This window comes from Streptomyces sp. NPDC002018 (genome assembly GCF_042890865.1).
Lineage (GTDB): Bacteria > Actinomycetota > Actinomycetes > Streptomycetales > Streptomycetaceae > Streptomyces.
The window spans coordinates 100,468-117,361 of the sequence record NZ_JBIASO010000010.1; the positions used below are offsets into that span (position 1 = coordinate 100,468).

The 16,894-nt window shown below is 69.3% G+C and carries 13 protein-coding genes and 2 pseudogenes; 7 read left to right on the forward strand and 8 right to left on the reverse strand.

Features of this window, described 5'->3' with window-relative positions; all coding sequences use genetic code 11:
- Nucleotides 1-696: 696 nt before the first annotated feature.
- Both ACFYYH_RS18575 and ACFYYH_RS18580 read right to left on the reverse strand, forming a co-directional pair.
- Nucleotides 697-2,238 (reverse strand): GMC family oxidoreductase, encoded by a 1,542-nt coding sequence (locus ACFYYH_RS18575; RefSeq protein ID WP_388551864.1) that lies wholly within the window; start codon nt 2,236-2,238, stop codon nt 697-699.
- Nucleotides 2,239-2,258: 20 nt separating this feature from the next.
- Nucleotides 2,259-2,423, reverse strand: a pseudogene (locus ACFYYH_RS18580) (hypothetical protein); the annotation flags it as partial.
- A 323-nt stretch (nt 2,424-2,746) separates the two neighbouring features.
- Here ACFYYH_RS18580 and ACFYYH_RS18585 point away from each other — a divergent pair.
- A complete protein-coding gene (locus ACFYYH_RS18585; RefSeq protein ID WP_388551866.1) occupies nt 2,747-3,289 on the forward strand; it encodes a hypothetical protein in 543 nt (180 codons plus the stop codon).
- A 183-nt stretch (nt 3,290-3,472) separates the two neighbouring features.
- Here the strand turns inward: ACFYYH_RS18585 and ACFYYH_RS18590 are convergent, their stop codons facing one another.
- The gene (locus ACFYYH_RS18590; RefSeq protein WP_388551867.1) at nt 3,473-4,765 is read right to left on the reverse strand and encodes an MFS transporter; all 1,293 of its coding nucleotides are present in this window, start codon (nt 4,763-4,765) and stop codon (nt 3,473-3,475) included.
- Nucleotides 4,766-4,888: 123 nt separating this feature from the next.
- Between ACFYYH_RS18590 and ACFYYH_RS18595 the strand changes: the two genes are divergently transcribed.
- The 5 genes from ACFYYH_RS18595 (at nt 4,889) to ACFYYH_RS18615 (ending at nt 12,019) form a co-directional block, all read left to right on the forward strand.
- Complete coding sequence (locus ACFYYH_RS18595; protein ID WP_388551869.1) at nt 4,889-5,917, forward strand: LysR family transcriptional regulator; 1,029 nt, start codon at nt 4,889-4,891, stop codon at nt 5,915-5,917.
- 148 nt (nt 5,918-6,065) lie between these two features.
- Nucleotides 6,066-6,287 carry a hypothetical protein gene (locus ACFYYH_RS18600; protein WP_388551870.1) on the forward strand — a complete coding sequence of 74 codons (222 nt, stop codon included), beginning with the start codon at nt 6,066-6,068 and terminating at the stop codon, nt 6,285-6,287.
- A gap of 428 nt (nt 6,288-6,715) precedes the next feature.
- Nucleotides 6,716-8,212 (forward strand): IMP dehydrogenase, encoded by a 1,497-nt coding sequence (locus ACFYYH_RS18605; RefSeq protein ID WP_388551872.1) that lies wholly within the window; start codon nt 6,716-6,718, stop codon nt 8,210-8,212.
- 266 nt (nt 8,213-8,478) lie between these two features.
- Nucleotides 8,479-9,795, forward strand: a complete 1,317-nt coding sequence (locus ACFYYH_RS18610; protein WP_388551873.1) for an ice-binding family protein — start codon at nt 8,479-8,481, stop codon at nt 9,793-9,795.
- Nucleotides 9,796-10,393: 598 nt separating this feature from the next.
- A complete protein-coding gene (locus ACFYYH_RS18615) occupies nt 10,394-12,019 on the forward strand; it encodes an IPT/TIG domain-containing protein (protein ID WP_388551875.1) in 1,626 nt (541 codons plus the stop codon).
- Between the two features lie 100 nt (nt 12,020-12,119).
- Here the strand turns inward: ACFYYH_RS18615 and ACFYYH_RS18620 are convergent, their stop codons facing one another.
- From ACFYYH_RS18620 to ACFYYH_RS18635, 4 genes and pseudogenes are all read right to left on the reverse strand, one after another.
- Nucleotides 12,120-12,572, reverse strand: coding sequence for a DUF5707 domain-containing protein (locus ACFYYH_RS18620; protein ID WP_388551877.1), 453 nt, complete (start codon nt 12,570-12,572; stop codon nt 12,120-12,122).
- A 264-nt stretch (nt 12,573-12,836) separates the two neighbouring features.
- Nucleotides 12,837-13,244 (reverse strand): hypothetical protein, encoded by a 408-nt coding sequence (locus ACFYYH_RS18625; protein ID WP_388551879.1) that lies wholly within the window; start codon nt 13,242-13,244, stop codon nt 12,837-12,839.
- Nucleotides 13,245-13,786: 542 nt separating this feature from the next.
- Nucleotides 13,787-13,921: pseudogene (locus tag ACFYYH_RS18630) on the reverse strand (uracil-DNA glycosylase family protein); the annotation flags it as partial.
- A 243-nt stretch (nt 13,922-14,164) separates the two neighbouring features.
- The gene (locus ACFYYH_RS18635; RefSeq protein WP_388551881.1) at nt 14,165-14,638 is read right to left on the reverse strand and encodes a hemerythrin domain-containing protein; all 474 of its coding nucleotides are present in this window, start codon (nt 14,636-14,638) and stop codon (nt 14,165-14,167) included.
- 308 nt (nt 14,639-14,946) lie between these two features.
- On the opposite strand from ACFYYH_RS18635, the gene ACFYYH_RS18640 reads away from it, so the two are divergent.
- Complete coding sequence (locus ACFYYH_RS18640) at nt 14,947-16,092, forward strand: lactonase family protein (protein WP_388551883.1); 1,146 nt, start codon at nt 14,947-14,949, stop codon at nt 16,090-16,092.
- A 69-nt stretch (nt 16,093-16,161) separates the two neighbouring features.
- On the opposite strand, the gene ACFYYH_RS18645 is transcribed toward ACFYYH_RS18640, so the two are convergent.
- Nucleotides 16,162-16,830, reverse strand: coding sequence for a TetR/AcrR family transcriptional regulator (locus tag ACFYYH_RS18645; protein ID WP_388551885.1), 669 nt, complete (start codon nt 16,828-16,830; stop codon nt 16,162-16,164).
- Nucleotides 16,831-16,894 lie beyond the last annotated feature (64 nt).

Sequence of the window (16,894 nt, forward strand, 5' to 3'; positions counted from 1 at the left end):
CCAGGAGCGGGCGGCGGAGCCCGAGGCGGCACGGCGGATCGCCGCGTCGGCACACATCGGGCTGCGGCGGGCCCTGGCCCGGTGGCCGCATCTGCCGGCCGATGTGGTGACGCGGTTGGCCGCGGACGAGGACCCGGGCGTGCGGCGCAGCCTCTGCGACTTCGACCAGGACACGCCGCACGAGCTGCTGGTAGAGATGTACGCCACGGCACAGGACCGGATCTGGTCGGTCCTGCGACATCACCGGAACTTCGCCCGGCCCGGTCTCGCCCGGTTCGCGGACGACCCCAATCCCCGCCTGCGGCACGCCGCGCTGGACGACCCGGAAGCCGGCCCGGAGCTGCCGCTACGGCTGGCCGACGACCCGGACGTCGGAGACTGGGCGGTGCGGAACCCCAGGCTCCCCGCCAGTGAGTTGCTGCGCCGGCTCACCCTGCCGGGCAGCGCGTTTCGCCGCCGCGGCCAACCCGGCGCTGCCGGCAGCGGTGATGCATCAGCTCGTCGACCTCGCGCAGGGCCGGTAACCCACTCATCGGTGGCCCACGTCCCTCGCTCGGTGGCGCCTCCTGCGCGGCAGCGCCCGCACGCGCAAGCTTTGAGAAAGCAGCTCATCCTCCACTGCCTCATCACGGCGTCAGGATGGCGTCTCCGCCAACGCCACCGTCATCGCGATGCGGCAGCGACATGCGCTCGCCCTCATTCGCCTGTGATGAGGTGGGCCCCTCTTTCGGCTATCGCGAGGACGGTGGCGTTGGTATTGGCATCGGGCAGGGCCGGCATGACGGAGGCGTCGACGACGCGCAGGCCTTCGGTCCCTCGGACCCGCAGCGTACTGTCGGTGACCGCCTCGGGGCTGTCGCCCAGTCGGCAGGTGCCGACGGTATGGAAGTAGGCACCGACCCCGCCACGCAGGTAGGCGCGCAGTTCGTCCGGGCCGGTGACGGATGTCCCGGGCAGGATTTCCCGGTCACGCCATGGGCTCATGGCCTCGGTCATGCCCACGTCGCGTGCGATACGCAGGCCAACGAGCATGCGGTCCATGTCCCGCTCATCAGTGAGGAACGCCGGATCGATCACAGGAGCCACAGCGGGGTCACCCGAGGCGAGAGTGACGCAGCCACGGCTGTGCGGAGACAGAACGCTGAACCGTATTCCGTATCCGCCGTGCGGTCCTGATGCCGCCACAGGTGTGTCCATGAAGAGGACATGCAGGTCGGGCCGTGTCACAGCCGGGCTGCTGCGCAGCGCGGCCAGCACCTCGACATGGTTGTTGACGCCGCTCGGCAGATCGCGGCCGGCCGCGTAGCCGACCGCCCCCAGGGGGTGATCGGAAAGGTTGGCGCCAACGCCCGGCACGTCCTGAACCACCGTGATGCCGTGACGACGCAGCTCACGTGCCGGACCCACGCCGGAGAGCATCAGGAGGTGCGGGGAGCCGATCGCTCCCGCGCTCAGCACGACTTCACTCTCTGCCTCCGCGTGGAACTCCGTACCGGCGTGGAGGTAGCTGACCTCCGTGCAGCGCGTGCCCGAGAACGTGAGTCGTCCGGCCGTCGCGTCTGTGATCACTGTCAGATTGGAACGGTCGAGATGGGGGCGCAGATAAGCGTCCGCCGCGGACTGACGCACCCCCTCGGCAACAGTCAGCTCTACCCAGGCGACACCTTCGGCCCCGGCCCCGTTCAAGTCGTCCGACACCGGATGTCCGAGTTCCCGAAAGGCGGCGAAGGCCGACTCAGCGGCTGGGTGGTGTGTTCTTGGCACACTCGGACGCATCGGGCCTCCTTCGCCTCGGTAGGCGGCGTCGGGACCCTCGGTATGTTCACTGCGACGGTAATAGGGCAGCAGGTCCTGGTATCCCCAACCGGTGACGTTCCACGCGTCGACGGCGGCATGGTGTCCGCGGAGGTTCATCAGCGCGTTGATGGCACCGGAGCCGCCAAGGACCTTGCCCCGAGGATAGGCAACCGTCCTCCCGTCCAGCCCGGCCTGGGGGGCTGTCGTGAAGCCCCAGTCAACCTCGCCGCGCATGAGGCTGGGCCACGCCGATGGCACCGCCATGGAAGTGGGGCCCTCGGCCGGCGCGGCCTCGAGCAGCAGGACGCGCAGATCGGAATGCTCGGAAAGACGTGCGGCCAGAACACATCCCGCCGTCCCACCGCCCACCACCACAACGTCGAAAGACCGCGAAAACCCACACGGTTGCGGTAGGCCCGCGCCGCCATCCGTGTGCTGCATGCCGTACTGCAGTACAGGCCCGACGAGTTACGTGTTTTGTCGAAGAACCCCGTGTAACACGTCGGGCTCTTGCCCATCTTGAGGCGGGCCCAGCCGCCCCGGGCGGCCAAGTCGGCGCCCGCGGGCAAAGAGGGCCCCGAAACCGCCGAGGACGCCATCCTGGGCCGGGACCAGATGGCAGCCATCCGCCCTCGGTACGGACGGCGACCTCGTGACCGGCCAGAACCCCGCCTCTGCCGCCGCCGCGGCACAGGCCGTCCTGAAGGAGCTCGCCGCCCGCGCGGGCTCCAGCGCCACCCCCGCGTGGCAGTTGGGCTGTTGGCGGGATCTCCGCCGCCACCCAGCGCCCGGGTGACCGGGTGACCGAGATGCCTCCAGTGAACGGCTGGACCCCAACTTACTGGGATGGCGAGCCCGTTTCGCCTTTGCCAGCCTGGTGCGGAGCCGCCGGTGCGGAGAGTTACTCGCTCCGCGGCCCCGCCACCTCTCCCGACTCCTTGGAGGAGCCATGCCCAGAAGCCTCGGCCGACGCGTATCACTCGGCGCGATCAGCCTGATACTTGCCGTCCCGCTCGGACTCGGAGCGGCACTCACCGCGAGCGCCGACGAAGCACCCGTCCGAGCGAAGACGGTCGCGGAACTCAGTGCCACCGAAGCGCCTGTCCGAGCGAAGACGGCTGCGGTAGCCGACCGGCCGGAACTGAACGGCTACCGCATCAAGTCGGTCACCGGCGCCACCATCTACGTCGTCATCGACGGCAAGCGACGGGCGATCCCCAGCGGACCCACGTACCTCAACCTGTTCAACTCCTACGTGGGCGTGCAGCATGTGATCGACATCGAGAGCATCACCGACGGCGGCCCCCTGTCGGATGGCGCCATCCTGGCCACGTCCCCGTCCTCGGACACGATCTGGCTGATCTCGAACGGTCTCAAGCGCGGGATCACTGGCCGCGCGTTCGAGAAGTACGCCTTCGACTGGCACAAAGTCGTCACCCTGAGTGACATCGTGCTCAACTCCATTCCCCAGGGGCCGAACATCGACGTCTGATCCCGCCCAGGGCCGCGCACCGTCCGGTGCGCGGCTCTCTCTCAGGTACCCCCGCCCCACCTGCCCCACCAGCGTCACCGCGTTGCCCCGCGCCCTGTCCACAGAAGGCCGGACAGTTGCCGCACCGCACGGCCCGCACCAAACCGCGCGTCCCTTCCGGGGTGAGCGGGGCGTTGCGGTGAGTCATACGACCCGGACGTCTTCGGCCGCCGCGTCCGCCCCCGGGCCCGACGCGGCGGGCCCAGGGGCGGACCCAGGGGCGGACCCAGGGGCGGACAAATGTCTCCGTTCGGGCAGCGTGAGCGGGGTGGCCAGCAGGAGAACGCCGGACATGGTGATCGCGGCGAGCGGGCTGGTGAGTGTGGCGAGAATGCCCCAGACCACCATCAGGGCGGCTTGCAGGAGTTTGCTGACGGCACTCCAGGTACTGAGGATTTGGGCGGTGTGATCCGCGGGAGTCCGTCGCAGGCGTTCTGTCGCGTAGATCGGATTGAAGATGCCCATACAGGTGATGAGCAGGCCCTCGACGATGATCACGGTGAGAAGTCCGGGAATGCCGGGGCGGACGAACGTGAGACCGAGTGGGAAGAGCGATCGCAGCCAGCCGGAGACCGTCATGACCCGGTGCCGGCCGTAGCGGGTCACGAGGCGCGCGGAGAGGCGGGCGCCCACGAAGCCGCCGAGTGCCGGGATGCCGAAGGCGAGACCGTATTGCCAGGCCGGGAAGTGGTACTGGCCCAGCAGGAGGACGGACAGGAGCGGGACGGTGGCCATGATGAGGCCGCCGACCAGGACCGAGTTGAGGAACAGGCGCCTCAGTGCGCGGTCGCGAAGGATGAACCGCCAGCCCCTCAGGAGGTCGGCTCCGCGCAGCCCGGTGGCCCGGTCGCGGGGAGCCGCGACATCGCCTCCGCGGATGCGGAGGACCCCGAGCGCGGACAGCAGGTAGCTGAGGGCGTCGGCCATGACAGTGATGACCGGGCCGAGCAACGCTGTGAGGGCGCCACCGAGGGGTGGACCCGCCGCGGTCGCCACCCAGCTCGTGCCCTCGAATCTCCCGTTCGCCACAAGGAGATGATCGCCACGGACGAGATGCCTCAGATACGCGCCGGACGCGGCGGTGAAGGCGATGCCCGCGGTCCCGGAGATGACGGAGACGATCAGTAGCTGACCGTACGAGAGCAAGCCGAGGACGTACGCGATCGGGACACTTGCCACCGCGACGAACCGGATCAGGTCCATCGCGATCATCACCGGGCGCTTGGCCCGGTGCTCGACCCACGGCCCGAGCGGGAACGCGACGATCGCCGCGACGGCCGGCCCGGCCGCCTCCAGGAGCGACACGGCGAACGCCGGCGCGTGCAGCACTCGCACCGCGATCAGCGGAAACGCGCCGAAGGCAATCCACGTACCGTATGTACTGATGGCGTAGGCCGACCACAGCCGGCCGAAACCGCGCCCCAACCGCACACGCATGCGACTCCCTCGCGACAACCGATGTTCGGGTCCCCGCATCACACCGGCCGCACCAGCACGGGATCAAACAACCGACTCCCGGGCGAGCCACAACCATCCGTTGTGCACACGTACGCTGGATCAATGGATACCGAGGCGGTGCGTTCATTCGTCCGCGCGGCCGAGTTCGGACAGCTGCGACACGCGGCCGACGAACTCGGCGTGACGCAACAGGCCGTGTCGAAGCGGATCGCGACCCTTGAGCGCGCACTCGGCGTCCGGCTGTTCACCCGCACCGCGCGAGGGGTCGAGCTGACACTCGACGGCCAGGCTTTCCTTCCGCACGCCCGGAACATCATCACGGGTGTCGATCGCGCCATCACCGCGATCAGACCGGGCTCACGGGCCCTTCGGATCGACGTTCTCGGTCTGCGATCCGCGCAGGCCGTCGTGCTGCACGACTACTGGCGGTCGCGTCCCGAAACCGACCTCGACGTGGTGACCCTCAGGGTCAACGACCCGCGCGTGGCGGTCACCGCCGTCCGAGCGGGCGACATCGACGCCTCGTTCCGCTCGGTCACCGACCCGGCCACACTGCCGCGCGACGTGCGGATGATCCACGCGTTCGACTCCCCGCTGGAGCTCCTCGTCGGCCCGAGGCACCCGCTCGCCTCCGCACGAACACTGACACCGTCCCAGCTGCGCCGACACCGGATCTGGGTGCCGGGTATCGCGCCGCGAAGCGAATGGGCAGAGTTCTACGATCAGCTCGCCACCGCCTTCGACCTCCGTATTGACGCCGCGGGCCCGAACTTCGGCGACGAGGTACTCCTCGACATCCTCGCGGACTCCGCAGACGTGGCAACCCTCGTCGGCTCGCGCGACCGGTACATCTGGCCGACGAGCCACGACCTGCGCCGCATCCCGATCGTGAATCCGACGCTCGCGTACCCGCTCTCGCTCATCCTCCCCCGAGCGAATCCACACCCGGGACTCCGGACCATCATCAACCACCTCGGAAGCCTGGCACCGCTCCCCGAGAGAGCCTGGCTCCCCTCCTGGGCGACGACACCACGCCGCAGCGACAAAGACATCGAACACACCGACGCCGACGGTCGCCTCCAGCAGCACACTGCCGACACGGCGGGCCGAACGCGCCCATGGCCGAGGTGACCCGACCTGCCGCCGCCGACAATGCCCTGGCCCGCAACACCCAGGACCTGTCCGGTCGATCATGGTCTCGACTGCCTCGGGACCTGAGCCTCCCGTCCCCCGGTGGTCGGCCTGCTGACCAGGTGACGGCAGGCCTTACGATCTGCCCATGGGTGACACCCCGAAGCATTGGACCGTGCGCCATTTTTCGCTGGCCAACCCCGCCGGCCCGGGTTGCGACAGTGTTCCGGCTCTCCTGCGACGGCTGGCCGACGCCATTGACGTATTGGGCCCTGTGGAGATCCAGGACGTGGTGATCGAGTCGGAGACGACCGAGCACGGCCCCTGGTGGTCAGGGACCGTCTACTTCCATCTGCCGGAAGACGGATAGGGGCTGATCCTGGCGCCCACGAGCGGAGCCAGGTCACCAGTGCCGCGGCAGTGGCGGTGCCGAGGCGGACGTGGCGGCGCTTGCCGTATCGGGGGGCCATGGCCCGCTGCTGTTTGAGCTGGTTGATCGCCCGTTCGACGCTGTTGTGCTTCTTGTGCCATTCTTCGGCCGAGCGTGGTGGCCTTCAAGCGACCGCCCGCGGTGGCGGCTGCCGGTGACGGCCACGATTCGTGCGGCAACTGAGTTGATCGATAGGGTGCCGGGTCACGACCGCACCCCGTTCGATCCACGGGCCGGTCAGGGCTCTGCCGCAGTTGGTGGCACCTCCACGGCTGCCGTGCCGATCCCTGCCTGCCCGGGCCCTGAGACACGGGGGCGATCCTCACGGCGGGGCAGTCGGGCCCCGGCCGACGGGTCAGGAGGAACGAGTGGCACAGATCATCGCCGAGGTCTCACGGACGTTCAACGAGTTTCTGCTCTTGCCGAACCGGACGCGGACCGACTGCTCGGCTGCGACGGTTGACTTGCGTACACCCCTGGTGCGGCACATCACGGGCGAGGCGTCGGCGATCGAGCTGCGGTCCCCGTTCACATCCGCGATCATGCAGGCCGTCAGCACACCCGATCTCGCGATCGCGCTCGCGCGAAACGGCGGTTTCAGCTTCCTGCACCACAATCAGCCGATCCAGGACCAGGCCGCGGCGGTCCGCCAGGTGAAGGCTTTCAAGGCCGGGTTCGTCACCAGCGATACCAACGTCCGCCCCGGCGACAGCCTGAGCCTCCTGGCCGATGTCATGCGCCGCACCGGTCACACCACCGCCGCGGTCACCCACGACGGGACCGCCACCGGCCGCCTGGCCGGCCTGGTGACCTCCCGGGACTTCCACCCCCAGCGCCATGATCTGGACGGACCGGTCAGTGGCCGGATGACCGCTGTCGCCGATCTGGCCCACGCCGGGCCCGACATCACGCTGTCCGAAGCCAACGCGCGGCTGTGGGACGAACGGCTGGACTGCCTCCCGGTGCTGGATACCGAGGGCTTCCTTCAGCATCTGGTGTTCCGTTCCGACTACGCGGACAACAAGCGCTTCCCGAACCAGGTCGTGGACGCCGCCAAGCGTCTGCGTGTGGGCGCGGGTATCAACACCCATGACTACCAGGAGCGCGTCCCGGCCCTGCTGGAGGCAGGCGTGGACGCCTTGTGCTTCGACTCGTCCGACGGCTACAGCGACTGGCAGGCGCAGGCCCTGTCCTGGGTGAAGCAGCAGTATCCGGAGATCCCGGTCGGCGGCGGGAACGTGGTCGACGGGGAGGCGTTCACCTTTCTCGCCGAGGCGGGGGCGGACTTCGTCAAGGTCGGGGTGGGTGGCGGCTCCATCTGCATCACTCGGGACCAGAAGGGCATCGGCCGCGGCCAGGCCAGCGCCGTGCTGGACGTCGCGGCCGCCCGGGACGCCTTCCGCGAACGCACCGGCGAGTACGTGCCGATCTGCTCCGACGGCGGGCTGGTGCACGACTACCACGTGGCCCTGGCCCTGGCGATGGGGGCCGACTTCGTCATGATGGGGCGTTACTTCGCACGCTTCGACCAGGCGGCCGGCGCGAAGCTGCCCACCCGTGACGGCTTCGTGAAGGAGTACTGGGGTGAGGGCTCGAACCGGGCCCGCAACTGGCAGCGCTACGGCCAGGGAGGCCAGGGACTGGTCTTCGAGGAAGGCGTGGACGGCTATGTCCCCTACGCGGGCGACCTCGACGAAGGGCTCGCCCTGACCATCGCCAAGCTCAGGACCACGATGGTCTCCTGCGGCTCCACCACCCTGCCGGAGTTCCGGTCCACGGCCCGGCTGACCCTCGTTTCGGACCAGAGCTTCCAGGAGAGCCACGCCAACGTCACCCTCCGGGACGCCCCGGCGACGGTCTCCTGACAAGCTGCCGGGTCCCGTCATGAGAACTACTGGTCGGAGGGCAGGAGCGCTTGGCCGGTACAACTCCCCTCCCACCAGTAGCCCAGCTTCCTCCGCTCTCTCACCGAACCGCGCACCGACACTCGTTCGGGTGAAATGGGGCGCCCGTCGTTGCCATAACTTTTCACCAGTGGGCTACTGGGTGTAGTCGAACCCGCCGTGTTGGTGCAGGGGCCGGCTCAAGGACGAGCCTGGTCCGTCGAACCGATGGACTCGAGGAGCTCCTCATGCCGGTGTCACCGAATCAGGGATCCACCGGCGGGGGTGACGCCGTGACCCTCACCGGCAGTCACTTCACCGGGACCACCGGCGTGCGCTACGGCTCCCGCCCCGCCACGAGTTTCACGGTCGTCAACGACACCACCCTCGCGACCATCACCCCCTCCGGCCATGGTGCCGTCCCGGTGTCCGTGACAACTCCCGGAGGCACGGGGGTCGTCGGCACCTTCTACTACCTGCCGCCGCCGGTCATCCGCCTCGTCCCGCCCCCCGCGGGCCCGCTGGCTGGTGGCAACACGGTCATCCTCACCGGCCTCGGTCTGTACACCACGAGCGAGGTCCGCTTCGGCACGCAGATCGCCGAGTTCACGGTCGACTCCGACGGTCAGCTCACGGTGACCGTTCCCGCGGCGATCTCCGCGGGCCCGGTGGCGGTCACCGTACGCGCCAGGGGCGGCATCGCGGACACGGTCACCTACACCTATCTCGACCCGCCTTCCGTCACCGTGATCACGCTCGACTCAGGTCCGGTGGACGGCGGCGACCTCGTCGTCATCACCGGGACCGCGTTCTTCTACACCACCAGCGTCACATTCGACGGCGTACCTGTCCTCTCCTACCGGATCGCCTCGGACACCGAGATCAACGCCCTTGTTCCAGCCGGTGCCCTCGGCCCGGCCGATGTCTCCGTCACCACCCTCGGCGGCACCACCACCGCCCCGGGCGCCTACACCTATCTGAGCCGCTTCGCGGTACTGGGCGGAGCATCGGTCACCAACACCGGCCTCACCACCATCACCGGAGACCTCGGGGTGAGCCCGGGAGTGTCCATCACCGGATTCCCGCCCGGCCAGGTGAACGGAACCATCCACACCGCGGACGCCGACGCCGTCGCGGCGCACGCCGATCTGATCGCCACGTACGACAACGCCGTCAGCCAGACCCCGGACGCCAGCATCTCCGGAGACCTCGGCGGTCTGACACTCACACCCGGCGTCTACAACGCGGCCTCTTCCATCGGGCTCACCGGCACGCTCACGCTGGATGCCCTGGGCGATCGCAACGCCACCTGGATCTTCCAGATCGGATCGACCCTGACGACGGCGACCGCGAGCAGCGTGCTCCTCATCAACGGCGCAACGGCCCGCAATGTCCTCTGGCTTGTCGGCAGTTCGGCCACTCTGGGCACCGGCACCGCCCTGGCAGGCCGGGTCCTGGCCCAGATCTCGATCACCGTCACCGCCGGTGCGACGGTCAACGGCCAGACCCTGGCACGCGATGGCAGCGTCACCCTGGACACCAACAGCGTCACCCGCCCCTGGTAAAGGGGTGGAGCGCGGACCGCGGACGCTGAAGCGCACCGCGCGACCGGGAAAACAGCCCGCACTTCCTTCACGCCCGCCACCGCGCGTTACGGCCGCCGTGGGGGGGCGGGCACGGGCGGAAGCAGCGCACTCCGGCGCGCCCGTCTCACCAGGGGACTCCACTCATATTTTCATCTTCACTCCCATGCGCCTCGACTGCGACCTTTCGTATCTGGAACAGTGTCGGTTCACTTGGACCAGGCAAGAGCCAAGAGGCTCCGGTCACTGCCCGGCCGGGCCGCCTCCTCGGATCTCCATGCCGACCTGAAGCACGGTCCCGGCGCTCGCTTTTGCTGTGAAGAGCGCGAGGGCCCGTGAGCGGCGCGGCCCGGTTCCCCCCTGACCGGCATCGACGCAATCCAGGTCAGTGAAGTCGGCAGCGTCGGCGCGGGCTTCCATGACCGGCGACACATGTCAGACGCCTGTACATCTGCGCGGTGCCGTACTCCCCACCAGCGGCGCTCGGAGCAGACAGGTTCGCCCCGCCCCGGTGCCCACCGCGGCAAGTCCCGCCTCCGGCCCACCAGCGGACGGCAGGCAACGTCCAGGAGGCACCATCATGGCCATCACCATTTCCCCCGACCACGGGTCCACCGCCGGTGGCACCCTGGTCACCATCACCGGTCCGGGCCTCAGCGGCACCTTCGCGGTGCGGTTCGGTACCGAGTCAGCCACCGATATCGTCCAGGTGTCGCCGACTCAGGTCACCGCGAGGTCCCCTGCCGGAAGCGGGGTGGTGGGGGTGACCGTCACCACTCCCGGCGGCACCAGCGCTCCGGTCCCCTTCTTCTACGTAGGCCCACCGGTGCTGACGCATCTGAGCAGTACCTCCGGCCCGCTGGCCGGCGGCAACACCATCACCGTCAATGGCACCGCCCTGAGCACAGCCACCAGTGTGGCCTTCGGTCCCAACTCCGCCACCCCCACGGTCCTCTCCGACAGCCAGTTGAGCGTGACCGTGCCGACCGGAAACGCGGCCGGTCCAGTTGTCGTGCGGGTCACCACCGCTGGGGGCCCCAGCAACGGCCTGACCTACACATATGTGGGCGTGCCCACGGTCACGGCGCTCGCTCCCCCATCCGGCCCGGTCTCCGGCGGCACCATCTTCACGATCACGGGAACGCAGCTGGCCTCCGCCGGTGTCACCTTCAACGGCGTCGCGGCGACGGGGATCTCGGTGAATCCCGCCGGAACCGTCCTGACCGGGGTGACGCCCGCGGGTGTGGCCGGAAACGTCCCCGTCGTGGTCACCACCCCCGGTGGCAGTGCGACCGTCCCCGGCGGATACACGTACATCCTCCCCGTCCTCCCCGCCCTCTACGTCGCCAACCTGACCTCCGGCACCGTCTCGGTCATCAACAGGGCCAGTAACAGGGTCATCGCCACCATCCCCGTCGAGAAGAACCCCACCGGTGTCGCGGTCTCCCCGCAGGGCAGCCGCGCCTATGTCGCCAACCAGGGCGCCGACACCGTCTCGGTGATCGACACGGCCACCAACACCGTCGTCGCCACCATCGCCGTCGACAGCAACCCCACCGGCGTGGCGTTCTCTCCGGACGGTAACCGCGCCTACGTCACCAACCTGACCTCGGACACGGTCTCGGTGATCGACACAGCCACCGACACCGTCATCGCCTCCATCATCGTCCCCCCTCAGCCCTCGGGGATGGCGGTCTCTCCGAACGGTAACCGCGCCTATGCCACCAATCTGACCGCGGGCACCGTCTCGGTGATCAACACGGTCACCAACACCGTCATCGCCTCCATCACCGTCGGTGCTCTCCCCTTCAGTGTCGCGTTCAGCCCGGACGGAACCCACGCCTACGTCGCCAACCAGGGGACCAACACCATCTCGGTGATCGACACGGCCGCCAGCACCGTCATCGCCACCATCGCCGTCGACGCCCTCCCCTTCAGTGTCGCGGTCGGCCCCGACGGAACCCGCGCCTACGTCGCCAACCAGGGCGCCAACACCATCTCAGTGATCGATACGGCCACCAACACGGTCAGCGCCACCATCACCGTCAACACCAATCCACGTGGCGTGGCGGTCAGCCCGGACGGAGCTTATGTCTACGTCTCGAACCTGTCGCCCAGTACCGTCTCCGTGATCAGCACGGCCACCAACGCGGTCATCGGCACCATCACCACCGAAACCAACCCGCGTGGTGTGGCGACCCTCTGACAGTCCGTAGGGTGTGGTGAATCCGAAGGAACCGCACGGCCAGGGGGACGATCTCCAGGGCCCAGGCCCCAGGACCTGGGCATCGGGGGGCGCGGTCCGCTCACCTGACGGTGAAGACCGCCGCCTCGGTGTCCAGGGTGGTGGTGCCGTCCTCGGCGGCGGCGAGGACGGCGACGTGCCAGGGACCGTGCGGGGAAGACTCGGCCTCGGCGCCGGCCACCTCGGTCGTGTAGGTGCAGCGCACGGTGTCCTTGCCGGCGGACTCGCAGGTGGCCGACTCCGCGGCGGCCATGTCCTTGGCGGTCAGCTCCTGCTCGGCGAAGGCGGAGTTCGCCGGCCAGGCCAGCACCTTCAGGCTCTTGACGCCGGAGGACGCCGTGACGTCGGTGGTGAAGGTGAACGAGCCGTCGCGGTCGCCGTCGGGAGCGACATAGCGGGCGCTGCTGTGCGCCAGGGCGGGGGGCTGCTCCCCCGCGTAGGCGAGGGCGAAAGCTCCGGCGCCTCCGAGGACGACGACACCGGCGGTCACGGACAGAGCGATACGTCGGGACATAGGAGGTACTCCGCAACTTCTCAGATGGATGAGATCCGGCGCTCTCTCGCGCCGCCGCACTCATGCTCGCGGCGCGGCATGCGCCGGGCATGAGCACATGTGCTCAGCTCGACCTGAGTAAGCCGACCGCGGCACGCCCTCCTGCCTGTCACAAAGGCGCTCCGCCAGGCTCACGAAGAGCACCTCGTCGCACAGCGCGCATCCACGCCCGGTTCCCGCGCGTGACGCGCGGGAACCGGGCGCGTACCCACGGGGACGCGCCCTTCAGTGTCCGTGCCTGGGGAGATGGAAGCGGTGTGCCGGCCGGCGCGAGGTCGACGCGGAGAGCGGAGTGGCACCCCTGTCCGAGGAGCCGGCCCCGGGCGGCTCGGTACGGGTGCCGTCGAGCCGGCTCCTGAGTTCATCGCGCTCGGCCACGGCGTCGCGTGCCGCGCGCCGCTTCCTGCTCCGGTGGGCGAGCAGCGCCGCGCCTCCCAGCATGAGCCACAGTCCAAGACCGAAGATCAGTGTCAGGGCGATCCCGCTCAGGAAGGTACCCAGTGCGTTGAGGGTGAATGGCTGGCTGCTGAACAAGGTCACCGCGTAGTCCGGGCCTCCGGAGAGGTTGAAGGCGATGAGCAGTGCCGTGAACGCGGCGGTGGCCGCCATCAGCAGAATCCCGATGATCAGCATGGCTATACCTCGTACTCGTGGCGAAGTGTCCCGAGGAAGCCGGTCCCGACGGCGCCTCAGGGGGGAGGCCGTTCCAGCCTGGTAGCTCAACGTGCTCCCTCTTCCCAGCTTCCGCCGAGGCCGGACCGGCCGCATCTGGGGAAGACGGGAAAACGGCGGGACCGTTCGGTCCGTGTTCGTCGGAGGGGCGTCAACCGGCGGCGCCCGGACCGCCGGACCACCTGACCAGCGCGACCCACGGGCAGCGGAATGCGCGGCGCGCGGCCACCCCGGCGTTCGCCTGAGGGTCCGCGCACCGACGCGTCCGACCGCCTCCGACGCGTCACGGCTTCACGGTCGTCTTCTTGGCGGCTCCCCTCGCGCCCCCCTCGCGCCGCGCGCGCCCCGCCGTACGGGCCCTCGCCACCGCTCTCGGGGCCACGGCCGCGTGGACCGCGGCCCGCGGCGCCACGGGGCGTCCCGCCCGAGCCCGCACCATCGCGCTGGCCGCTCTCGTCGCGAACCCAGCTCGGCCAGACCCTGCTGGTCGGCTGGACGATCGCAAGGTACGTCTCCGCCATGTCGAGCCCGGCCTCGTCCAGCGCCCTGTGCAATACGCCGCCGGCAGGCCCGACGAACGGCACTCCCTGCCGGTCCTCCTGGTCGCCCGGCTGCTCACCGACGAGTACAAAGCGTGCGAATATAGCAATCGGATTAAAGGGTGCATTTCTCGTCAGCCGTCGGCCGAGCGCACCGCGCCGGAACGGGCGCACCACCGGGTTCGGCCGCGTCGCGGCCGAACCCGGCAAGGGTGTGGCGCCGCCGGGTGACCGGGACGGCGAATGCCACGGAACCCGGGCCGGTGCTGTACGTCGCCGCATGCCGTATCGCGGTATCCGGCCCGAACACGGCCGAGGGCCGCGGCCGGGCCGCCGCGCGTGTCACTGGTGGGCGCTGGGGACCTTGAGCGGGTCGCGGGGAGCAGTGGGCTTGGCCGCGGCGAGTTCTTCGCCGAGTTCGACCAGGCGGTTGCGGCCCAGGGCGGCGCGGACCTGGGGGAACCACTCCTGCTCTTCTTCTTCGACGTGGTGACGGACGTTCTCCATCAGCACGGTCATCTTCGCGTCGAACCGCTCGTCGGCCGGATCCAGGCCGGCCAGTTCCGAGAGCATCCACAGCACCACGTGGTGCTCCTCGACACTCTCCAGGACATGGTCCGTGGTCTGGGGAACCGCCTTGCGGGCGGCCGGGTAGAAGACCTCTTCCTCGATCCAGGTATGGACCGTCAGCTCTTCGATGACCTTGTCCGCGATCCGCCTCTTGGTCTTGTGGGCGTTCTCGCCCGCCTTCTCGAACTCCTTGAACAACTTCTCGACCGTCTTGTGGTCGTCTTTGAGCAGCACGATCGCGTCCACTGTGAGACCGCCTTTCGTCGGGGCCGTGTGCACCCGTCGGGTGCGCACGGCGAGGGCCGGCACGCCTGTCCGGCGCAGTGCGCGAGTACCCCGCCTCAGCGACAGGAAGCGTCGGCGGCGGCCCCTCACCCCCCGTGGGTGCGTACCGCCGTCCGGTGCCCTGCCGCTCACTCCCCCAGGGGAACGGTCCCGGTCGGTCCACGGCTTCGGGGGCCGCTCGCACGATCATGGCGAACGGACCCTGCCCTCGGCCGGACCGGCCCGGCGGGCGTCCGTCCCGCGAATCCGCCTCAGTCCGAAGGGGAACGATGCAGCGCACAAGCATGTTCGTCCGTACCACCAGAATCGCCGCCGCGGTGACCGCGCTCGTGGCCGCGTGCGCGATTCCCGCGTCCGCCGACTCACCCCGGCCGGCCGGAGAACACCAGGGGCCTGTCTTCGTCCAGACCGACAGCACCAGCGGTAACAAGATCGTCGCCTATCACCGTGCCCCGAACGGCACCCTCCACAAGCGAGCCGTCTACGCCACCAACGGCAAGGGCGGGATCCTCGGCGGCTCCGTCGTCGACCATCTCGCCTCCCAGGGATCCCTCACCTACGACCGCCGCCACAAACTGCTGTACGCCGTCAACGCGGGCAGCAACTCGATCACCGTGTTCTCCGTCGACGGCGAGCGGCTCCACCGCCGGCAGGTCATCTCCTCCGGCGGCACCTTCCCCGTCAGCGTCACGGTGCACGAGGACCGGGTCTATGTCCTCAACGCCCGCAAGGGAGGTTCCGTCCAGGGCTACCGGCTGACCGAGAAGGGTCTCCACCGCGTCCCGGCGTGGCACCGCGCCCTGCGTCTGAACACCTCCACCGCACCGGAGTTCCTGCACACCCCGGGGCAGATCATTTTCACCCCCGACGGATCACGGCTCGTCGTGAGCACCAAGATGGGTGGCAACAGCCTCGCGGTCTTCCCCCTCGACCGCTCCGGCGCCCCCTCGGCCCGGCCCGTCGTCAGCAGCAAGGCCGGGTCGGCCCCCTTCGGTCTGACGTTCGACCAGCGGGGCCGCCTCGTGGTCGCCGACGCGGGCCCCAACGCCGTCCTGACGTTCCGTATCGAGAACGACAGCGACGTCACCCTGCTCGACGACATCCTCACCGGCCAGCAGGCCAGTTGCTGGGTCACCCGCGCCGGCAACCGCTTCTACGTCTCCAACGCCGGCAGCAACACCGTCTCCGGCTTCCGGCAGACCCGCGGAGCACAACTCGCTCCGCTCGGCAACACCCCCACCGGTACGGGCACCGTCGACAGTGCCGTCACACCCGACAACCACTACCTGTACGTGCAGACAGGCGGTGTCGGCGCCGTCGACGGCTTCCGCATCAATGACAACGGCTCCCTCACCAAGATCAGCACGACCCCCGTTCCCGACGCCGTCGCGGGCGAGGGCATCGTCGTTCTCTAGGGTCTGTCCCTCCACCCCTGGTACAGGGGTCGCGGGCGGCTGGTACAGGGGTCGCGGGCGGCCCTCCACTCAGCGAGGTGCCGCCCGCGACCCACGATGCCCTTCCTGTGCCGAAGGCTCCGGTCCGAGTCCGGCCAGGATCAGGGTGAGCCCTTCTTCGAACTCCCGGTGGGCGTCCGCGCCGGCCATGGCGGCGAGTGCGGCAAGCGTGGGGTTGGCATCACTCGCGACGGTACGGACGCGGTCGGCCTCCGCCCCGGGGTCGCTGCCGGAGGTGAGCGGTCCGGCGAGTTCGGACTGCGCGATGCCCGTGACGAAGCCCATGACCACGCGGAACGCGACCAAGAGGTCGAAGCCGGTCCGCCCGGACCGCGCCAGGGCCGCGGCCAGGGCCTCGGCCGGGGCCAGGGCGCCGGGCGAGGAGGTGCGGCGGGTCAAAATCAGCGGGATGGCGGCCGGGTGTTCGCGGACAGTGCTCCACAGCGCCGTGGCCGCGGTCCTCGCGTCGGCCACCCAGTCGTCCGTCGGCTCGGTCCGGGGCACCAGCGCCGCCACCGCGTCGACGACGAGTTCCTCCAGACCCTCCCGGCCGTCGCAGTAGTTGTACAGCGTCATCGGCCCGGTGTGCAGAGCGGCCGCGAGGCTGCGCATGGAGAGTCCGGCGAGGCCCTCCTGGTCGACGATCTCCAGGGCCTGCCGCTGGATCTGGGCGAGCGTGTAACGGGCCGGCCTTGCCATGGGACCTCCACTTGACACGTACGTCGTACGTAAACGACTCTACAACACGTACGGTGTACTTAAA